General features: G+C 60.6%; 16 protein-coding genes. 7 read left to right on the forward strand and 9 right to left on the reverse strand.

The window, feature by feature from the left end:
- Positions 1-4: 4 nt before the first annotated feature.
- The 3 genes from ACQZ5N_RS05650 to ACQZ5N_RS05660 all read left to right on the forward strand — a co-directional run bounded on the left by ACQZ5N_RS05650 (position 5) and on the right by ACQZ5N_RS05660 (position 3,376).
- Positions 5-1,060: an aldo/keto reductase gene (locus ACQZ5N_RS05650; RefSeq protein ID WP_003524705.1), complete on the forward strand. Its 1,056-nt coding sequence runs from the start codon at positions 5-7 to the stop codon at positions 1,058-1,060.
- Positions 1,061-1,128: 68 nt separating this feature from the next.
- Complete coding sequence (locus ACQZ5N_RS05655) at positions 1,129-2,367, forward strand: acyl-CoA dehydrogenase family protein (protein WP_448732356.1); 1,239 nt, start codon at positions 1,129-1,131, stop codon at positions 2,365-2,367.
- Positions 2,368-2,404: 37 nt separating this feature from the next.
- Positions 2,405-3,376, forward strand: coding sequence for a LysR substrate-binding domain-containing protein (locus ACQZ5N_RS05660; protein ID WP_448732357.1), 972 nt, complete (start codon positions 2,405-2,407; stop codon positions 3,374-3,376).
- 16 nt (positions 3,377-3,392) lie between these two features.
- Here ACQZ5N_RS05660 and ACQZ5N_RS05665 read toward each other — a convergent pair whose 3' ends face one another.
- The 8 genes from ACQZ5N_RS05665 to ACQZ5N_RS05700 form a co-directional block, all read right to left on the reverse strand.
- Entirely contained in the window at positions 3,393-4,745 is a 1,353-nt protein-coding gene (locus tag ACQZ5N_RS05665; RefSeq protein WP_448732358.1) for an LLM class flavin-dependent oxidoreductase, read from the reverse strand.
- A gap of 45 nt (positions 4,746-4,790) precedes the next feature.
- Entirely contained in the window at positions 4,791-6,386 is a 1,596-nt protein-coding gene (locus ACQZ5N_RS05670) for an ABC transporter substrate-binding protein (RefSeq protein WP_448732359.1), read from the reverse strand.
- Positions 6,387-6,425: 39 nt separating this feature from the next.
- Positions 6,426-6,776, reverse strand: a complete 351-nt coding sequence (locus tag ACQZ5N_RS05675; RefSeq protein WP_448732360.1) for a DUF3088 domain-containing protein — start codon at positions 6,774-6,776, stop codon at positions 6,426-6,428.
- Positions 6,777-7,206: 430 nt separating this feature from the next.
- A complete protein-coding gene (locus ACQZ5N_RS05680; RefSeq protein WP_448732361.1) occupies positions 7,207-8,796 on the reverse strand; it encodes an ABC transporter substrate-binding protein in 1,590 nt (529 codons plus the stop codon).
- A gap of 34 nt (positions 8,797-8,830) precedes the next feature.
- Entirely contained in the window at positions 8,831-10,030 is a 1,200-nt protein-coding gene (locus ACQZ5N_RS05685) for a M20 aminoacylase family protein (protein WP_448732362.1), read from the reverse strand.
- Between the two features lie 90 nt (positions 10,031-10,120).
- Complete coding sequence (locus ACQZ5N_RS05690; RefSeq protein WP_196380506.1) at positions 10,121-11,305, reverse strand: LLM class flavin-dependent oxidoreductase; 1,185 nt, start codon at positions 11,303-11,305, stop codon at positions 10,121-10,123.
- Positions 11,296-12,186, reverse strand: coding sequence for an NmrA family NAD(P)-binding protein (locus ACQZ5N_RS05695; protein WP_196380505.1), 891 nt, complete (start codon positions 12,184-12,186; stop codon positions 11,296-11,298). Before ACQZ5N_RS05695 ends, ACQZ5N_RS05690 begins: the two co-directional genes overlap by 10 nt.
- Positions 12,187-12,193: 7 nt before the next feature.
- Entirely contained in the window at positions 12,194-13,261 is a 1,068-nt protein-coding gene (locus tag ACQZ5N_RS05700; RefSeq protein WP_448732363.1) for an ABC transporter substrate-binding protein, read from the reverse strand.
- A 358-nt stretch (positions 13,262-13,619) separates the two neighbouring features.
- Here ACQZ5N_RS05700 and ACQZ5N_RS05705 point away from each other — a divergent pair, with 358 nt between their 5' ends.
- On the forward strand, positions 13,620-14,927 hold the full coding sequence (locus ACQZ5N_RS05705; protein WP_448732364.1) for an NtaA/DmoA family FMN-dependent monooxygenase: 1,308 nt from the start codon (positions 13,620-13,622) through the stop codon (positions 14,925-14,927).
- A 75-nt stretch (positions 14,928-15,002) separates the two neighbouring features.
- Here ACQZ5N_RS05705 and ACQZ5N_RS05710 read toward each other — a convergent pair whose 3' ends face one another.
- Positions 15,003-16,031, reverse strand: a complete 1,029-nt coding sequence (locus tag ACQZ5N_RS05710; protein ID WP_448732365.1) for an LLM class flavin-dependent oxidoreductase — start codon at positions 16,029-16,031, stop codon at positions 15,003-15,005.
- A gap of 436 nt (positions 16,032-16,467) precedes the next feature.
- Here ACQZ5N_RS05710 and ACQZ5N_RS05715 point away from each other — a divergent pair, with 436 nt between their 5' ends.
- From ACQZ5N_RS05715 to ACQZ5N_RS05725, 3 genes are all read left to right on the forward strand, one after another.
- On the forward strand, positions 16,468-17,616 hold the full coding sequence (locus ACQZ5N_RS05715; protein ID WP_448732366.1) for a mandelate racemase family protein: 1,149 nt from the start codon (positions 16,468-16,470) through the stop codon (positions 17,614-17,616).
- A gap of 6 nt (positions 17,617-17,622) precedes the next feature.
- The gene (locus ACQZ5N_RS05720) at positions 17,623-18,252 is read left to right on the forward strand and encodes an SGNH/GDSL hydrolase family protein (protein WP_448732367.1); all 630 of its coding nucleotides are present in this window, start codon (positions 17,623-17,625) and stop codon (positions 18,250-18,252) included.
- 81 nt (positions 18,253-18,333) lie between these two features.
- A complete protein-coding gene (locus ACQZ5N_RS05725; protein WP_448732368.1) occupies positions 18,334-19,932 on the forward strand; it encodes an ABC transporter substrate-binding protein in 1,599 nt (532 codons plus the stop codon).
- The last annotated feature ends 226 nt before the right edge of the window (positions 19,933-20,158 follow it).

Here is a 20,158-nt window from a genome sequence, read left to right on the forward strand (position 1 = left end):
CATAATGGTCGACTATCGCTATCTCGGACGCAGCGCGCTGAAAGTTTCACCGCTGAGCCTCGGCACGATGATGTTCGGAGGCCCGACGCCGGATGACGTGGCCTTCCGCATCATCGACAAGGCGCGCGAACAGGGCATCAATTTCATCGACACCGCCGATGTCTATCACGATGGCAAGTCGGAAGAAGTCGTCGGCCGCGGCATCAAGGCCAGCCGCGATCACTGGGTTCTGGCGACGAAATTCGTCAATTCCCACACAAAGGGTCCGAACCTCGGCGGCCATTCGCGCAAATGGGTGATCGAGACCGTCGAAAATTCGCTGCGCCGTCTCAACACGGACTATATCGACATTCTCTATTTCCACCGCGCCGTCTTCGATGCGCCGCTGGAAGAGCCGGTGCGCGCCATCGCCGATCTCATCCGTGCGGGCAAGCTGCGTTACTTCGGCGTTTCGAATTTCCGTGGCTGGCGCATCGCCGAAATTTCGCATCTGGCCGACCAGCTCGGCATCGACCGGCCGGTTGCCAGCCAGCCGCTCTACAACATCGTCAACCGCACGGCCGAAGCCGAGCAGCTGCCGGCGGCCAATCATTACGGTCTTGGCGTGGTGTCCTATTCGCCGCTCGCACGCGGTGTGCTGACCGGCAAATATCAGCCGGGCGAACAGCCGGGTGCCGATACCCGCGTTGGCCGTGGCGACAAGCGCGTTCTGGAAACGGAATGGCGTCCGGAATCGGTCGAGATCGCGCAGAAGGTCGCAGCCCATGCCGCTTCGAAGGGCGTTTCGGCGGCGGATTTCGCGCTCGCCTGGGTGCTGAACAACAAGTTCGTCACCGCCGCCATTACCGGCCCGCGCACCGAAGAGCACTGGGACGGATATATTCGCGCGCTCGATGTGAAGATCGACGCCGAAGATGAAGCGCTGGTCGACAGCCTCGTCACCACCGGCCATCCCTCGACACCCGGCTTCAACGATCCGAGTCATCCCGTCGAAGGCCGCGTGCCGCGCAATCTCGAGCCCGCACACCGCCCGGCGCTCAAGCCGCGCGCGGTCGCCTGATCGTCCAGAAGACCAAGCCTGCGGCGCCTCGTGCCGCAGGCCCTCACATCCGCTCAGGGAAAACCGCAATGTCCAATCCGAAACTGCAGACCACCACCACCGACAATTCTGGCGTACCGAGCCGTGACGAGATTCTGGCCCGGGCAAAGGACATTGCGGCCATCGCGGCCAGGGATGCCGCCCGTCGCGAACGCCAGCGGGAACTGCCCTTCGATATCTTCGCCCTTATCAAGGAGGCGAAGATCGGCACGCTGCGCGTTCCCGAAGCCAAGGGCGGACCGGGCGGCTCGATTGCCGACTATATCGAAGTGCTGATGATCCTCGGCGAAGCCGACAGCAATATTCCGCACGCGCTTCGCAGCCATTTCAATTTCACCGAAAATCTCGCTCTCGCACCCATCGAACTGGAGGACCGGCGGCACCTCGAACATGTGCTTGCCGGCAAGCTCTTCGCAGGCGCCAGCACCGAACAGGGCACCAAGCGCCCCGGCGAAATTACCACACGGCTGAGTGCGGATGGTGACCGTTACCGGCTGAACGGCCGCAAATGGTATGCGACAGGCACGGCCTTTGCCGATTTCGGCACCTTCAGCGCCATTGGCGATGACGAACAACCGATCGGCGTGCTCATTCCGCTCGATCGCGCCGGCATCACCATTCTCGACGACTGGGACAGCATGGGTCAGCGCATGACGGCAAGCGGCGGGGTGCTGCTTGAGAATGTCGAGGTCCTGCCGCATGAGCTGACGACCCGCAAGCTCGGCAGCCAGATCGGCCGCCACAGCTCGGCCATGCGGCAGCTGCATCTCGCCGCCTCGGCCGCCGGCGCCGTTCAGGGCGCGCTGAAGGACGGCGTGGAGTATGTGTTGCGCCAGGCGCGCACCACGCTTCACAGCAGCGCCGAAACCGCCAATCAGGACCCCTTCGTGCAGAAGATGCTCGGCGAAATCAGCGCTGGCGCTTTCGCCGTGAAGACCCTGATCCGCGAAGCGGCGAGAACGCTCGACCGCACCGCGGCCGCCTTCGCCACCGGGGACGAAGAGGCGATAGAGGCAGCCCTGTTGGAAGGCTCGCTCGCCACAGCCCGCACCCAGATCATCGCCTCGCAGCTGTCGCTGACGGTCGCCACCAATCTTTATGAACTCGGAGGCGGCTCGGCGACATCGAGCGAGCGGAATTTCGACCGCCACTGGCGCAATATCCGCACGGTCTACAATCACAATCCGCTCGCCCACAAGGCGCGGGTGATCGGTGATTATTACCTCAACGGCACCACGACCCACCTCAGGGAAGGCCGGGTGTTCTGACCATACAGACGATGCAGGCGGCAAAGGAGAAACAGCAATGAGAACGGAGTTTATCGCTCCCGCCGGGAGCCGGGCGGCTTTTCGCCTGCCGACACTTTCCCGGCTGCCGCCGCTGACCGCCTTGCGCGCCTTTGTCGTCGCCGCCCGCCATGCGAGCTTTTCGCGAGCGGCGGAGGAGCTGCATGTCTCCACCGCCGCCATCGGCCAGCAGGTGCGAATTCTCGAAACCCATCTCGGCCAGCCGCTTTTCAGCCGCCAGCGCGGTGAATTGCTGCTGACCGATGCCGGCAGCGCGCTTTATCCCGGCCTTGCCGATGCTTTCGAGACCATGATCGGCAGTCTTTCCGACCTGATGGTTTCAAACGCCCGACCGCAACTGAAGGTTCTGGCGGAGGGTTGCTTTGCCGCCCGCTGGCTGGCGCCGCGGCTGGGCAGTATCGTTCCGGCGCTCGGAGACGTGGAGCTTTCCATCGAATCCCTTGAAAGCGAAACCATCGACCTCACCCATTTCGATGCCGATTGCGCCATCGTCGCCACCCATGCGCAGATTCCGGGCTTCATTCATGAGCCGCTTTTCGCCGACACCGTCAGCGCCGTTTGCACCCCGGAATTCGCGGCCCGCCATGGGCTTACAGAAGAACCGGAGCGCTTGCGGGATCTCGGCTTTGCGATGTTGCGTGGCAATGGCCTGGACCCGGCCTTCGAATGGGCGAACTGGCTTCGCGCCTGCCGCATTCCGCTCAGGCTTTCAGCGACCGGCCCGCGTTTTTCACGCCAGACGGCACTGATAGAGGCGATCTCATCCGGCCACGGCATCGGCCTCGTGCGCCATTCGCTGATTTCGGAAGAGCTGAAAAACGGCCGGCTGATCGCTCCCTTTGGCGCACCGCAGCCGACCGCCAGCCGTTATCACCTGCTGACCAGTCCTGACAGGCGGCGGCTGCCGGAGGTCGCATCTCTACTCGCTTTGTTGCGCGAGGATATGCGCTCTCTCGAGGCCGCCGCCTGAACACGCCCGTCCCACCTCAGGCGCGTTCCCTTTGCAACTCTCTGGCCGCATAGATATTTTCCGGCCGAGGCAGGCCATAGTGATCGCGCAGCGTATCGCCGTCATAATCCTCGCGGAACAGCCCACGCTGTTTGAGGATCGGCACAACCCCGTCGACGAAGTTGTCGAAGCCGCCATTCAGCCATGGCGGCATGATATTGAAGCCATCGGCCGCACCCTCACGGAACCAGGTCTCTATCCAGTCCGCCACCTGCTCCGGCGTTCCGGAAATCACCTTGTGGCCACGTCCGCCGGCAAGCCGGTGCAGTAATTGCCGGATCGTCGGATTTTCCCGGTCGATGACATCGAGAACCAGCTGATGGCGGCTGCTATCCGCCTGCGCCCGCGTCGCCTCGACGGCTTCGTGCGGCAGCGGCTGGTCGAGATCGGCAGATGAGAGATCGATGCCGGTGATGCGCTGCAATTGCCCGAGAGAAAAGGCCGGCTGGATGAGATCGTTGAAAGACGCCTCGAGTCTGCGCGCCTCCTCTTCGGTTGACGCGATGAAGGGGCTGATGCCCGGCAGGATTTTCACATGGGCGGGATTGCGCCCCGTGGCCGCGACGCGTCGCTTGATGTCGGAATAAAAAGACCGCGCACTCTCCAGAGTCTGATGCGCGGTAAAGATTGCCTCGGCATAATGGGCGGCGAAACCACGCCCCTCCTCCGAGGAGCCGGCCTGCACATAGACCGGCCGGCCCTGCGGTGAACGCGGCACGTTCAGCGCGCCCCGCACCCGATAAAATTCGCCATCGTGATTGGCAGGATGGATGCGGTCGGTATCGGCGAAAAGGCCGCTTTCCTTATCCGCAACAATGGCGTCATCTTCCCAGCTGTCCCAGAGCTTCGTCACCACATCCACGAACTCGATGGCCTGACGATAACGATCGGCATGCGGCGGATGCTTCTGGAGATTGAAGTTGCCGGCAGTCGCATCGGCCGAAGTCGTCACGATGTTCCAGCCCACCCGACCGCCGCTGATATGATCGACCGACGCGAACAGCCGCGCGAGATTATACGGCTCGTAATAGGTGGTGGAGGCCGTGGCGATGAAGCCGATCTTTTCGGTGACGGCGGCGAGGGCCGCCAGCATGGTGATCGGCTCCAGCCGGTGGCGGGCGGCATAGCGGATATTGGCGTCCAGCACCGGCGCGTCGGCGAAGAAGATGGCATCGAGCTTCGCCGCCTCGGCCTTGCGGGCGATATCCTGATAGAGCTTTATATCGGTGACGCGATGCGGCTCGGAGTCCGGATGCCGCCAGGCCGCCTCGTGATGTCCGCCCGGATAGATGAAGGCGTTAAGAACCAGCTTCTCGGATTTTGTGCTCATGGAAATGACCTCTTATTCGCTCTGAACCGAAGGGTTGGGAGGCTCTCACGCCTCCTTCGTCACCCAGGCCTTGGCGAGATTGCCGCTGAGCCCCTCTGCGCCTGTCGCATAGTCCTTGATGCGCACGCTGCCGACGACCGGCTGGATGGGGGAGACGAGATTGATGACGGGAAGGTCTTTTGCGATAACGGCCTGAAACTCCTTGAAGAAGGCGGCGCGTTTTTCGATATCCGGCTCCACCGCCGCTGCTTCCAGCAGCCGGTCCACCTCCGGATTGGCGTAGTGGCTGGCATTGGAGAACGGTAGGCCGATCTTGAAGTTCTTGCTCCAGTAGACGCGCTGCACGCCCACTGTCGGATCGAAGGTATTGGAGAGGGATTCCACCGAAAGGTCCCAGGCGCGGTCGGTATAGACCACCTTCACATAGGTGCCGAAATCGAATTTCTGGATATCCGCCTCGATGCCAATCTTTGACAGCGCCTGCGCAATGAAATCCGAATAGGTCTGCGGGTTGAAGGGATTGGTGGTAACCCGAAGCTTGAAGCGCTTGCCGCCATCCTTGCGCGGGAAACCGGCCTCATCCAGCAGTTTTTCAGCCTGTGCGACATCGAACTTGGCAAACCCGATATCGGGATTGTGGAACTTCGCAAGGCCGGGGCTGATCGGCGTCGGCGATGGCACGGCGTAACCATAAAGCACGGTATCGATGAGCGCCGGAACATCGATGGCATGGGCGATGGCCTGCCTGACCTTCAATTCCTTGAGATATTCATTCTCAAGGTTGATCACCAGCTGGTTCTGCTGGCCGGCATAGGCATAGATGCGGTCATCCACCTTCAGTGTCGGAATGGATTTCAACCGCTCCAGATCGGCAAGCGCCACCGGGTTGGGGCCGATATCGCCTTCCCCGGTTTCCAGCGCCGCAGCGCGGGCGCCCGCATCGTTAATGAGGCGGATAATGACGCGGTCGAGATAAGGGCGCGGCGCATCCCAGTAATCCGCATTCTTTTCCAGAAGAATATGGCTGCCCGGCACCCATTCCTTCAGCACGAAGGGGCCGCTGCCGATGATCTGGGCGGGTTTCGGATTATCGGTCGGCTTGAAGGTCTCGAAGATGTGCTTCGGCACGATTGGCGATTCCGACGAGGCGAGCGCGGTGATGAGGCCCGGCGCCGGCTTGGAAAGCTTCACTTTCGCGACCAGCGGATCGGAGGTATCGACACTTTCAACATGCGAGAAAGTGGCGCGACCGCGCGGATGGGCTTCCTTCAGCCGCAGAATGGAAAATTCCACATCTGCCGATGTCACCGGTTTACCGTCATGGAACTTCGCCTTCGGCTGCAGATGGAAGACGTATTCCAGCCCATCGGCCGAAACGCTCCATTCCCTGGCGAGGCTCGGTTTGGGTGAAAGCTCGTAATCATAGGTCAAAAGCCCATCGTAAATCTTCGAGCCGATAAACTGCGGACCGCCCGCACTGGTATTGATCGCCACGAGCTGGGTCGGCTCGGGAAAATAAACAATCTTGAGCGTGCCGCCCGAAACCGGCTCTTCGGCAGCCGCAAAGGAACCGCCTGGAAGCGCGACGAAAGCGCCGGCGGCAAGTGCAATTTTGTGAAACTGGCGTCTGGAAATGGTCATGTCTGTCTCCGAAAAAATCCGATATGCGGGCGCGGCAACTCAGTGCAGCTGCGGGAACCCGTGGCGCTCGGCGAGGATTTGCAAAATGCGTTTGGTGTCCTGAATGAAATGCGTCTCGCCCGTGGCCGTAGCGTCGCTGGGCGCGTCGCCGGCGAAGATGAACAGCGGCAGCGACTGGTTTTCCTCTCCCACGGCGGCGATGACAGCCTCACGCGGGCGCTGGAAACCGACACGGCGGATATCGATACCTGCGGCAAGATCCGGAAAGGCGGCAAGCAGGCCTTCGATCTGGTTGCAATGCGGGCAGACGAAGCGGACACCGGGGTGTTTTGGGTCTTCAAAACCGGGGGCGATCAAAAAAAGCGTATCCTTGGCCATGGCATCCATCATGTGAGGGTGAGATTTCCAGCTCACAGTGCAGGTGGCCAGAGCGCGGGTCCAGAAAGCAATTCTTGCTTCGCGGCGAAGAAATGCTTTGCGCTAAATTATTGATGAAACTTATTTTTTCGAAATTTTCACGGGTGGTATCGCTGTTTCGCCCGACCTGTTTCATGCGCAAAGTTTTTCCCGGAAACGGGCGTGCGGCGCGAAGGTGCAAAAAGGGATGAAAGGCGGATTTCGGCAATAAAAAACCCGGCAGAATTGCCGGGTTAATGTTGATGATCGCAGACCCCTCCTCCGTCATGCCGGGCTTGACCCGGCATCCAGCCACGGCGCGTCTGCGCCGTGAAGAAAGTTTCTCGCGATCAAGGACTTGATCGCGCTGGACCCCGGATCGAGTCCGGGGTGACGGAGCTTGGATGCCCCTTTTGACAAACACTCACTCGCCTTTCCAGGCCGTCGCCAGATCGCCATAAGCAATGTCGATGGTCGTCACGAGCGATTTCAGGCTGGTATTGCGCAGAATGACGGTCGGCAAAGCGACGATAGAGAAATTCGGCAGGTCATCGCCGGTGATTTTCTGGATATCGTGGAACTGCTCCGCCCGTTTCGTTTCGTCCACTTCAATCGCGGCGGCACGGAAAAGATCATCCACCTCTGGATTATTGTAGTGAGCGGCATTGACATAGGGCGCGGGTTTCTTGATCCCGTCGGACCAATAGAGGCGCTGCACGCCCGCCGTCGGATCGAACAACCGGCTGATGCCGTTCACCGTCAGATCAAAACCGCGCTCCGTATAGACCCGCTTGATGAAAGTGGCGAGATCGCCTTCGACAATATCCACCTTCACGCCGAGTTTGCCGAAGGATGAGCGGAGATATTCGGAGGTTTTACGGAAGACGTCGGAAGGCAGGAAGGCCAGCCGCAGCGAAAAACGGGTGCCATCCGCACCCTTCGGGTAGCCGGCCGTGTCCAGCAATTCGTTCGCTTTGGCGAGATCGAAGGGATAGGTGAAAGGCTTCTCGTCATTATAGGCGGTGAAGACCGCCGGGATGTTTGAACCGGCAGGTTTCGCCGTCCCGAAGAAAATGGCATCGTTGATGAAGTTGCGATCAATCGCATGCGCCAGCGCATGCCGGACCTCCTTTTTCGCAAGGATCGGGTTCTCCAGATTGAACTCGAACACGGCGGCATTGTTGAGATAGGAGTCAGTATAGACCTCCACCGCGAGCTTCGGATTTTGCCGCAGACGCTCCAGATCGCTGTAGGACACATCGGCGGTATAATCGGCCTCGCCCGTCTCCACGGAAATGGTGGTGGAGGCCGAATCCGCGACGAAACGGGCCACGAAACCGTCAAGATAGGGAAGATCGGCCTGCCAGTAGTTCGGGTTCTTCTTCAGCTTCACATAGCTGCCGCGCTTCCATTCCTCGAAGACGAAGGGGCCGGTGCCGACTGGCGCGTTCCCATTCGGGCTTTCATTGTAATTTTCCGAAGCATAGGCATGGGCCGGCAGAATGGGTGTTTCGCCACCGGTCAGCGCCCGCAGGAGATAGGGCGCGGGCTTGGAAAGCACCACCACGGCCGTCAGCGGATCGGGCGTTTCGATATCGGCAACATTGGCGAAAGTGATGCGCCCGCGTGGACCGACCTTCTTGAAGGCCAGCAGGGAAAATTTGACGTCCTGCGATGTGAAATCCTTGCCGTCATGCCATTTGACGCCCTTGCGCAGCTTGAAAGTGTGGCGCAGCCCGTCGGCGGATGTTTCCCAGCTTTCAGCCAGAACCGGGTGCGGTTTGAACTCGCTGTCAAACCGCACCAGCCCTTCGAGGATTTTCGTGGAAATGGCGCGGGTGCGGGTATTGGAATCGGAAAGCGGCACCAGCGTCGTCGGCTCGCCAAGACCCGCAAGGGTGACGATGCCGCCCTTTTTCGGCGTTTCGGCCGCCAGAGCCGGCAGGGAGGGCAACAGCATGGCCCCGGTTAGCGCTGCACTCAAAAGCAATGTCTTACGTCTTGTAATATCCATGGATGTTTCCTCTTGCAGGCTTGTTTTTAAATGTTCACGCGGGTTTCAGCCGGGTTTCCACCAGCCGGGCAAACAGAGTGGCGCCGACGGGCAGAATGGCGTCGTCGACGATGAAACCGGGATTATGGGCGGGCACCGTGCCGGAATGGCCGAGGGTGAAAAACGCGCCGGGCGCGTGTTTCAGGAGATCGGCGAAATCCTCGCTACCCATGAAACGGCCGGGCTCGGTGGAAACGCGCTCGTCCCCCAGAACCTCACGCGCCACGCCGGCGACGATCCCCACAGATGCATCGTCATTGGTAAGAACCGAGAATATGTCGCGAATATCCACCTCGGCGGTGAGGCCGTGAGCCGCAGCAATGTGATCGGAAATCGTGCGGATGCGCTCCCTTATGGTTTCGCGCACGCTGTCGGAGAAGGCCCGAACCGTGCCGGCAATCGCTGCTGTTTCGGGAATGACGTTATAGGCCGATCCCGCCTCGATGCGGGTGATCGACAGGACGGCAGGATCGGTCGGCGGCACGTTACGGCTGACGATGGTTTGCAGTGCCTGGATCAGTTCACCCGTCGCCGGCACCGGATCACGCGAAACATCGGGGTGAGCGGCGTGGGCACCCCTGCCCTTCAGCCGGATATCGAAGAAATCCGCCCCCGCCAGAATGGTGCCGGGTGAAACCTTCAGATGATTGGGCGCGGCATGGGAGGAATTGTGCAGCCCGTAAATCTCATCGACGGGGAAGTCCTTGAACAGCCCGTCGGCGATCATGGCGCGCGCCCCGCCGAGACCTTCCTCGGCCGGCTGGAAAATAAACACCACCGTGCCGGCGAAATCGCGGGTTTCCGCCAGATAACGGGCGGTGCCGAGCAGGATGGTGGTGTGCACATCATGCCCACATCCGTGGAATTTGCCGGGATAGACCGACGCATAGGGCAGACCGGTTTCCTCCGGCATCGGCAGGGCATCCATGTCCGCCCGCAGCCCAATAGAGCGGTTGTCCGCATGGCGGCCGCGCAGCACGCCGACCACACCGGTCTTGCCATATCCGCGATGCACCTCAATGCCCCAGGAGGCGAGCTTTTCGGCGACGATGCCGGAGGTGCGGACCTCCTCGAAACCGATTTCCGGATGCTGGTGCAGATCGTGGCGGATGGAGACGAGTTCGGGAACATAGGTCCCGATCCGGTCTATGATTTTAGGTACGGGCGTTTTGACGGGATCGACGGCGATATTCACGGTATCTCCTCAGGGCAAAAAATATCGTTTTCGCAATCGGGCGATTGCGAAGTGTGGGTTTCGGAACTGGAAAATGCAGCGGGAGAGGCCTCAGAGCCTCAGGCCAGCCTCCTTTATCAAAGGCAGAATGCGCTCGGCGAAATAGTCGAGGTCCTCGCGGAAATCGTAGAAATTCAGCTGAACCCCATCGATCCCGGCCTTTTTCAGACCGACAAGCTGCTCGACCACCTGCTCCGGCGAACCGATGATCTCGATATTGCCGCCAAGATTGCGCCCCTGCTTGTGGCGCGCATCGCCGCGGCCGCGCCAGGCATGGGCGTCGCTGTCGTAATTATTGGTGGCGAAGGCGCGGGTGCCGGGCTGAGGTTTTCCGGCCTCGATGGCATCCGCATAGGCGATCGCCTCTTTCTCCGTATCGCGGCTGACGATGATCGGGTTGATGATCGTCTTCACCTGCCGGCCATAGGCCTTGGCGCGGTTCTTGATGGTCGCAACATGATCGGGAAGCGTTTCCAGCGCGCTGTCTATATGCGCGCCACCGGGCGAGGTGACGAAAACCAGATCGGAATGCCGGGCGGCGAAATCGATGCCTGCGGGCGAACCTGTCGCGGTCACCAGCGGCGGGCGTCCGAAAGCAGGCTTCGGCGTGATCCAGCCATTGTTGATCGCCCAGGGATTGAGCTTGCCTTCATAGGAAAAATTCTCGGTCTCACCCCAAAGGCGATGAAGAACATCGAACAATTCGCCGGCCATGTCGTAGCGCTTGTCGTGGTCGATACGCTGCCAGCCAAACATTTCATGCTCGATGGCGCGGTGGCCGGTGACGATGTTGATGCCCCAGCGTCCCTTGGCGATATGATCCAGCGTCGCGCCATATTTGGCCAGATGCAGCGGATGCAGCGGCCCATAAAGCACATGGATGGTGGAGATCAGCAGAATGTTCTTCGTGACCGCCGCCATGGCACCAAGCGCGATGAAACTGTCGAGCGAGGATTCGCCATCATAACCGCCCTTGGGCAGCCATTGCGTGCGGCTGAAGGCGATTTCGAAACCAAGCTCTTCCGCGCGCTTCACCAGTTCGACATTGTAATCGAAGGTCCAGCTGTTGCTGGTCGGCAGGCTGGAGAAATTGATGTCCTGCAAATTGAGGAACAGGCCCAGCATCAGCGGCTGCTTCACCGCCCGGCTGAGCGGGCTGTCTTCGAAATCGGCCGGGCTTTTCAAGTCGAGATCTTTCAGCTCGGGACCTTCAGGCAGCGGAACAGTCAGCGCCATGTCTTTTCTCCCTCGGAATGATCCTGCGGGGTGGTTGCCAGCCGGACACGCAGATAGTCCTCCACGCTGCGGGGCGACCGGCCGGTAATCTGCTGGACGGTATTGTTGACGGACGCCGCAAGACCTTTGCGGATGAGTTGGCCGAATTCGCCGATCGCCTTCTGTTCAAACGCGCCTATATGTGGCGGCAAGGCCGGGGCGGTATTGTCCGAAATTCCCACGGGCCGATGCTGGATGCGCGCCGCGATGCGGGCGATTTCCAGCGCCGACAGGGCTTCGCCACCGGTCAGCACCAGGACGCCGGAAACAGGTGCGCTTGTGGTGAGCGCATGAACCGCGACATCGGCAATATCGTCCGCATCGATGAAGGAGACAGCCGCGTCGCCAAAGCGGGCGGGCACATCCTCCCCCTTGCGCAGCGCGGCGACAACGGGTTCCAGCGCAACCTGCATCCAGGCATTCGGCCGCAGCACGGTATACGCGATACCGCTTCCAGCCAGATGCGCTTCCACCTCGGCATGCGCCGCCCCCGAAATGGAATATCCGGCATTCTCAATGGTCCAGTCGGAGCCGGATATTTTCACGATCCGCGACGCACCGGCTGAGAGGGCGGCATCGATGACCGCATTCTGGTCCGCCACCAGCGTTTCACCAATGGGGGAAAGCAGAAAGACGGTCCCGATACCGCGCGAGGCCTCCTTCAGGCTGGCCGGGTCGGAGAAATTTCCCTCCGAGATATCGACCCTGTCGCCCCAGAGCTTGAGCGCATCCTCGCGCCTGCGGGTCAGCACCCGAACCTTCGCCTCTTTCTGCAAGAGACGGCTGACGACACGTCGGCCGAGCTTGCCGGTTGCGCCCGTTACAAGAATGGTGGCTGTCATGACGCCCTCACTTTCCCGCACTGCGTTGCGCAGCATCTTGCTCGAAAGAAAGGGCGCGTGGATCGGCCCAGTCCCGCACATCGAAATCTTCGGGGATAAATTTCCATTCCAGCAGGAAATCCTTGAAGTGGCTCAGCGCATCCAGCTCGTCCGGATCGAGATCGAGCCTCAGATTGCGGTGCACATCCGGGCCATTCGCAGCCAGAACCGCCTCCTCGCTGACGCCGATCTCACGAGCGATGAAACGCACGGCTTCCGCCGGATTGTCATTTGCCCATTGGGCAACCCGCTGTACGGTGGCGACGAGTTCCGCCACCAGATCGGGCCGCTCATCGGCAAAGGTGGCGTCCACCGTCAAGGGGCGCGGCGTGCCGTTGTTGATGCGGATTTTCGGATCGGGGTGGAAACCTGTCGACACCACGACCTGCGCACCGATCAGATTGGCGACGGTGACGCCTTCCGCGCCCTTGACGAAAAACGCATCGATCTGGCCCCGATGCAGCGCTGCAATCTCCTCGCCATAAGGAAACCGCCGGCGCAGACCATGGAACCTGTCGTCAGAGGGATCGAGCAACACCGGCTCTTTCGCCGTGAGATCGACAAGCTCGACATCCGCAACGGCGAGGCCCGAGACCGTCAGCGCCGAAACGATGCCCTTGAGCGATGTCGCACGCTGGAAATCGATGGTTTCATTCGGCCGTCTCGGCAGGCCGATGCGCCGTCCCTTCAGGTCGTCGCCCTTGCTTATTCCGCTTGCTGGCAAAGCGATGACGGCCTGAAACTCGTCGGTTCTCGTCAACCCCACCAGCCGTGTTTTCCGGCCGCCGGATCTCGCCCAGATCGGCGGAATATTGCCGCCCTGACGGAAGGACCAGTCCAGACGATGATCGAAATGGCTCTGGCGAATGGCCGGATCGGCCGCGTCGCGAATGGAGGAAACAGAGATGCCATGGGTGGAGAAACTGTCCTCGATCCAGCCCAGTTGCGCCGCGATGGAAAGCGGCGTGGGCGCCGGGCAGCGTGTGTACCACACGGTTACGGGTTGGGTTATCTGGCGAAGGGCGGCATCAGCCATGGCGTTCGTCCTCGAAATTGCGATCTGAACGGCACGCTACACGCCATAAAATATTTTCTATAGATAAAGTGTACTATTTCAAGCGCGATTGGGGAAATTCGTTTCCATCTTGTGAGTGCTTCGCCAAGACAACGGAATATCCTTTCGAGAATGGCAAGATTTCGGGTCGGATTCCCCAGCCCGCCTCACCCCTTTCTCGCAGTCGACCGCCGCTTGGGGGCTGCCACGGATGAAAGTTTTTCTTCTCCGAGCAGCAAGGATTTTTAACTCGCGACCGGACCCCCGGCTGTTACGCTTCCCGCAATTGCGCCGGTCATACGGGCCGGTAATCCAACAGACCTGAAAGAAACGTGGCAGCATGAGCAAGACCAAACGCCGGCTCAATCTCAATGTCGGCATCAACACCACCGGATACCTCGCCAATGCCTGGAAATACCGGAGCGGAGACCGGCACGACATCAACGACATAGGCTATTATCGCCGGCTGACGGAACTGGCCCATAAGGGCCGGTTCGACGCCGTTTTCCTTTCCGACCACCCGGCATTGCTGACCGACCCGGCAAGCCGCCCGTTTCATACCATCGACCCGCTCATTCTCTCGACATCGCTTGCCGCACAGGTGCCGGATATCGGCTTTGTGGCGACGGTGTCCTCCACCTATAACTCGCCCTATAATTTCGCCAGACGAACCCAATCCATCGATCTCGTTACCGGCGGCCGGCTGATCGTCAACATCGTCTCTTCCTTCAATCCCAATGTCGCCGCCAATTTCGGCAACGATCCGCTGCCACCGCGCAGCGAGAGATATGCCAAGGCCACCGAATTTCTCGACGTGGCGAAAAAACTCTGGTCGAGCTGGGATCCACGCCGCGAAGGCGAGGTGCCGGAAGAGCGTTTCTGGGATACGGCGACCGCCGAGACCATCGATCATGAGGGACAATATTTCCATGTGAAAGGCCCGCTCAACGTTCCGCGCGGGCCGCAGGGGCATCCCGTCATCGCACAGGCCGGCGCCTCCGAAGGCGGCATCGATCTGGCGGCACGCCATGGCGAGATCATCTATTGCAACATCCTGTCCCGCCCGGCGGGTCAGGCCTTCGGCAAAAAGGTTCGTGACCGCGCCATCTCCCTCGGCCGCGATCCCTCCGGCATCCGCATCGTTCCCGGCCTTGTCGTCATTCTCGGCGAGACCCGTGAGGAAGCGTTGCGCAAGCATGAACTCTTCAGCGGCACAGGCTCGGAAGACGGGCTTCTGGTGCGTTTCGCCAAAGAAAACGGCATTGATCCGCGCGACTTCAACCCGGATATAAAACTCGATGGCGAGCGCTTCATTCCCGACCAGAACCGGCAATGGGCCGTTGGCATGGGGCTTGGCCTTTCCGAACTGCTGACCCACGAAAAGCTCACCGCGCGTGAAGCCGTGCGCCGCTCCGAAGGGCACCACCGACTGCTGCTCGGCACGCCGGAAGAGGTGGCGGATGGCATCATCGACCTCTGGCAGGATGGCACGGTGGATGGTTACACCCTGCAGCCACCGCGCGCGCCCGATGATATTGCCGAATTCGTCGAAAAGGTCGTGCCGGTGTTGCAGGATCGCGGTGTTTACCCGCGCGAATACGAAGGCGCGACAATACGTGACCGCTATGGCCTGCCTTATCCAGATTGAACGGCAGATATGGCACTGTTGAAGGTGTCCTCCCGCTATTCCCGCTGGAGATGGGAATAGCGGGAGCGGGGCATTTTATTGGCCCGTCGCCACTTTCAAAACGGGCCGCCCGCCCGAAAGCTGCGGCAGGGTGGAGGCGAAATCCGTGACGATCTGGCGATAATCTTCCGGCTGGAATTCATAGGGCAGTTCGAGACGGAATTCCGAGACGAGCGGCAGAACGGGATCGCGCGACAGCTTCTCCAGAATCTCGTCCGTCGTCCCGACGATATCGGGCAGGAAAAGCGTGCGGCGCGCGCCATGCGGCGAGGTCGTGCGCTTGTCACGCTCGGCGGCGAATTCCTTGTAACGGCGGCGGGTCGCGGGGCTCGCGCTATCGGTCGGCAGGATCACTCGGCCAAGAGCGACACGCGGCTGGCGCTCATGCGCCCATTCCTGCCGGAAGCGGCTGACCAGCGCCGCCTGCGCGGTCAGAAAATCATCGGTATTTTCGCCACTGACGATATTGCCCGTCAGAAGATTGAAGCCCGCCTTTCCCGCCCAGCGCGCGGAATTCTGCGATCCGCCGCCATACCATAACCGATCCGTCAGCCCCTCGGCGACTGGCCGCAGGCGCGGCACCTGCGCACCGGCTGCATTGCCCGCTTCCGTCTCGCTGGACAGCGGTTCCGATCTCAAAGCCCTCGCCAGCCTTTCGGCGCGGGCGTGGCTGTAGTCCGCATCGGGAACCGTATCGACATAATCCGAAATGAGATGGGCGAAGGGCGGTGCGCCAACGGAAACCCCAACATTCAATCGCCCACGCGACAGGACATCCACGGTGGCCAGATCTTCCGCCAGCCTGAAAGGATTTTCGTAACCAAGCTGAATGACAGCGGTGCCGAGGCCGATCCGTTTCGTGCGCTGCGATGCCGCGGCGAGGAAAGTAGCCGCCGATGACACGCCCCTTTCCAGATGGCGTTGGCGAACCCAGGCACTGTGATAACCCAGCGCCTCTCCGGCTTCGAAAAGCTGCAGGGTTTCTTCCAGCCCCTCGGCAGGATCATCATCGTGATAATTGCCGGGAACCAGAAAGGCGAAGTGGGAGATATGGGAAAGGGGCATGGCTGTAAGGTCCGGAAATGAGTGTTGAAGCTCAGCAGCGCAGATGCAGCCATCCACGTTCCGGACAGCCGTTCAATGCGGCGCATACCCACGCAGAATGCATGATGACAGGCACGGCTGGCACGGCATGTTCGTTTATAGTCCCGGCCTTTGTTGAAAGATCATTGCGCGATTCAATAATCTACTAAAATTATGGATTACATCCCATTCGGCATAGGCCACGCTCATGCCTCCCTTCAGATTTTCTTCCGCCAAGACGCAAAATCCCCCTCAGGAGCCCGGTCTCACCGATGACCTGTGCAACACCGTGCGCAAATGGCCTTGATTTTCCGCATCAACATGTAATACAGATTATCATACATGTTGACAAATAACGAATACATGTATGACATTGCAGCAACCGCAAACGCTGCCATACCTGCATGAGGGAGGAATTATGATCATCACCGACGTCGAGGTCCGTGTTTTCCGCACGACGACCCGTCGGCACTCGGACAGTGCCGGTCACGCGCATCCGGGGCCGGCGCATCAGGTGGAACAGGCCATGCTAACCATCCGCACCGAAGACGGTCAGGAAGGCCACTCCTTCACCGCGCCGGAGATCGTTCGCCCGCATGTCATCGAAAAATTCGTCAAGAAAGTTCTGATCGGTGAAGACCATCGCGACCGCGAACGGCTATGGCAGGACCTTGCCCACTGGCAGCGTGGTTCGGCCGCGCAGCTGACCGACCGTACGCTGGCGGTGGTGGATTGCGCCCTGTGGGACCTTGCCGGCCGCTCGCTCAATCAACCTGTATACAAGTTAATCGGCAGCTATCGCGACAAGGTGCTCGCCTATGGCTCCATCATGTGCGGCGACGAGCTGGAGGGCGGGCTTGCGACGCCTGAAGACTACGGCCGCTTTGCCGAAACGCTGGTGAAGCGCGGCTACAAGGGCATCAAGCTGCACACCTGGATGCCGCCCGTCAGCTGGGCGCCGGATGTGAAGATGGATCTCAAGGCCTGCGCGGCCGTGCGCGAGGCGGTCGGCCCCGATATTCGCCTGATGATCGACGCCTTCCACTGGTATTCCCGCACCGATGCGCTGGCGCTTGGGCGTGGCCTCGAAAAACTCGGCTTCGACTGGATCGAAGAGCCGATGGATGAGCAGTCGCTATCCTCCTACAAATGGCTTTCCGACAATCTCGATATTCCGGTCGTCGGCCCCGAAAGTGCGGCCGGCAAGCACTGGCATCGCGCGGAATGGATCAAGGCCGGCGCCTGCGATATTCTGCGCACCGGCGTCAACGATGTCGGCGGCATCACCCCGGCGTTGAAGACCATGCATCTGGCAGAAGCCTTCGGCATGGAATGCGAGGTGCATGGCAACACGGCCATGAACCTGCATGTTGTCGCCGCCACCAAGAATTGCCGCTGGTATGAGCGCGGCCTGTTGCACCCCTTCCTCGAATATGATGACGGCCACGATTATCTAAAATCGCTGTCCGACCCGATGGACAGCGACGGCTTCGTCCATGTCCCTGATCGGCCGGGCCTTGGCGAGGACATCGATTTTACCTTCATCGACAACAACCGGGTGAGGTAACGGGCGATGAAAACGGTGCTCGCCTTCGGAGACAGCCTCACCTGGGGCGCGGACCCGGCAACGGGTCTGCGGCACCCCGCCGAATATCGCTGGCCGGAGGTGCTGGAGGCCGCGCTTTCCGGGAAAGCGAAGGTTCACCCGGAAGGGCTTGGCGGGCGCACCACTTGCTATGACGACCATGCAGGCCCCGCCTGCCGCAACGGCGCGCGGGCGCTGGAGATCGCGCTGTCCTGCCACATGCCGCTCGATCTGGTCATCATCATGCTCGGCACCAACGACATCAAGCCAGTGCATGGCGGGCGGGCGGAAGCTGCGGTTTCCGGCATGCGGCGGCTGGCGCAGATCGTCGAGACCTTCATCTACAAACCGCGCGAGGCCGTGCCGAAACTGCTGATCGTCTCCCCGCCGCCCTGCGTCGCAGGCCCGGGCGGCGAACCTGCCGGCGGGCGGGATATCGGGCAATCGCTCAGGCTTGCGCCGCTTTACCGCAAACTCACCGCCGAACTCGGACATGCCTTCTTCGATGCCGGGTCGGTGGCCAGCGCCTCACCGGTCGATGGCGTGCATCTGGATGCGCCGGCAACGGCGGCAATCGGCCGGGCGCTCGCAGCTCCGGTCAGAGAGATTCTTGGCTGATCCTGCGACGCCCGAGGAGGAACCGGGCGTGTGGATCGAAACGTGGAAAGGCCGTATGAACCGGCCGTATTGGGAGGAAAGATGAAACATTTTCTTGCAACCGCAGCGCTTGGCGCCCTGCTGATCGGCGCCATGCCGCTCAGCGCCTTTGCCGAAACGCCGAAGGACCAGCTCATCGTCGCCACGACCATGAGCAATATCCTCACCCTCGATCCCGCCGCCATTACCGGCCGCGAGACCGTGCAGGTTCTGAACAATGTCTATGACACGCTGGTCGTGCTTTCCCCGAAAGACCGCAGCGTTCAGCCACGCCTTGCCGAACGCTGGGAAATTGCCGAGGACCGGAAATCCATCCGTTTCCATCTGCGTGCCGATGCCAAATTCGCTTCCGGCAACGCCGTGACGGCCAAGGACGTGGCATGGAGCCTGAAACGCCTGCTCGCCCGCAATCTGGCGCAATCGTCTTTCCTCAAAACACGCGGCTTTAAGCTGGAAGAGGCCGACAAGCTGTTCATCGCCGAAAACGACCAGACCTTCGTGCTGAATATCCCGAAGCCCGACGACCCGAACCTGCTGCTCATGATCCTCGCACAGAACGGTCCCGGCTCGATCATCGACAGCAAGACGGCGCTTGAGAATGAAAAGGACGGCGATCTGGGCGGCGCATGGCTGACGCTGAATTCCGCCGGCTCCGGCCCCTTCAAGCTGACGCAGTGGAAATCCAACGAATATATCATCCTCACCCGCAACGACGATTATTGGGGTGAGAAGGCAAAGATGAAGCGCATCCTGATGCGTCATCTGCCGGAATCGCAATCGCAGCGGCTGATGCTGGAAAAAGGCGATATCGACGTTGCCTATTCCCTGCAGGCCCCGGATCTGAAATCGCTCGAGGCCGACAAGGCCGTCACCATCGAATCCACACCCGGCTCCGGTTTTTATTACCTCAGCGTTTCGATGAAGGATGAGAAATTCGCGAACAAGAAGGTACGCGAGGCCCTGCGTTACCTGATCGATTACGACGGTCTCGACAAGGCGGTCATGCCCTATTACGGCAAGCTGCATCAGCGCTCCCTCAGCACCGGCGTCATGGGCGCGCTGCCGGATCAGGGCTACAAGCTCGACATCGAAAAAGCCAAGGCGCTTCTGGCCGAGGCCGGTTATCCGAACGGTTTCAAGACCACGCTGCGCGTACTTTCGGAAGACCCCTTCATGAAGGCGGCGACGGCGATCCAGAACACGCTGGCCCAGGCCGGCATTCAGGCCGAACTGATCAGCGGCTCCGGTGACCAGATTTACGGCGCGATGCGCGAACGTAACTTCGAACTGCTGCTCGGCCGCGGCGGCGGCGGCCAGCAGCCGCACCCGGACAATAATCTGCGCTCCATCGCCTATAACCCCAACAATGCCGATGACGCCAAGCTCACCAATTACCAGAGCTGGCGCACCAGCTTCTTCGATGAGAAGCTGAACAAGATGATCGAGGCGGCGCTGGTGGAGCGCGACGTGGCGAAACAGACGAAGCTTTATGAGGAGCTGCAGGGCTATATGGACGAGATCGTCATGTCCATTCAGCCCTTCTCCGAAGTCATCGACACCGCCGCCTTCCGCAGTGACGTCAAGGGCATGATCGTCAGCCCCTGGCTTTCGCGGTTTGAAGAAGTGAGTAAGGAGCGGTAATTCGCCGACACAGCGGTTACTCAGGAAAAGGCGCGGCTTACCCCCGCGCCTTTTTGTTTGCTGCAAGACCCCGTAGAACTGCTCCGACGGGCAAAACATATCGCTTCCGTCATTCCGGGCTTGAGCCGGAATCCTGTGTATTGGATTTGTGCTATGTAGAGTGCGGGCGGAAGGCCGTCGGAATCCTGGTCGTTAGAGACCGCCTGCTGGCTTTTGGACCTCCGCC

The sequence above is a fragment of the Agrobacterium sp. 22-221-1 genome, from assembly GCF_053522445.1.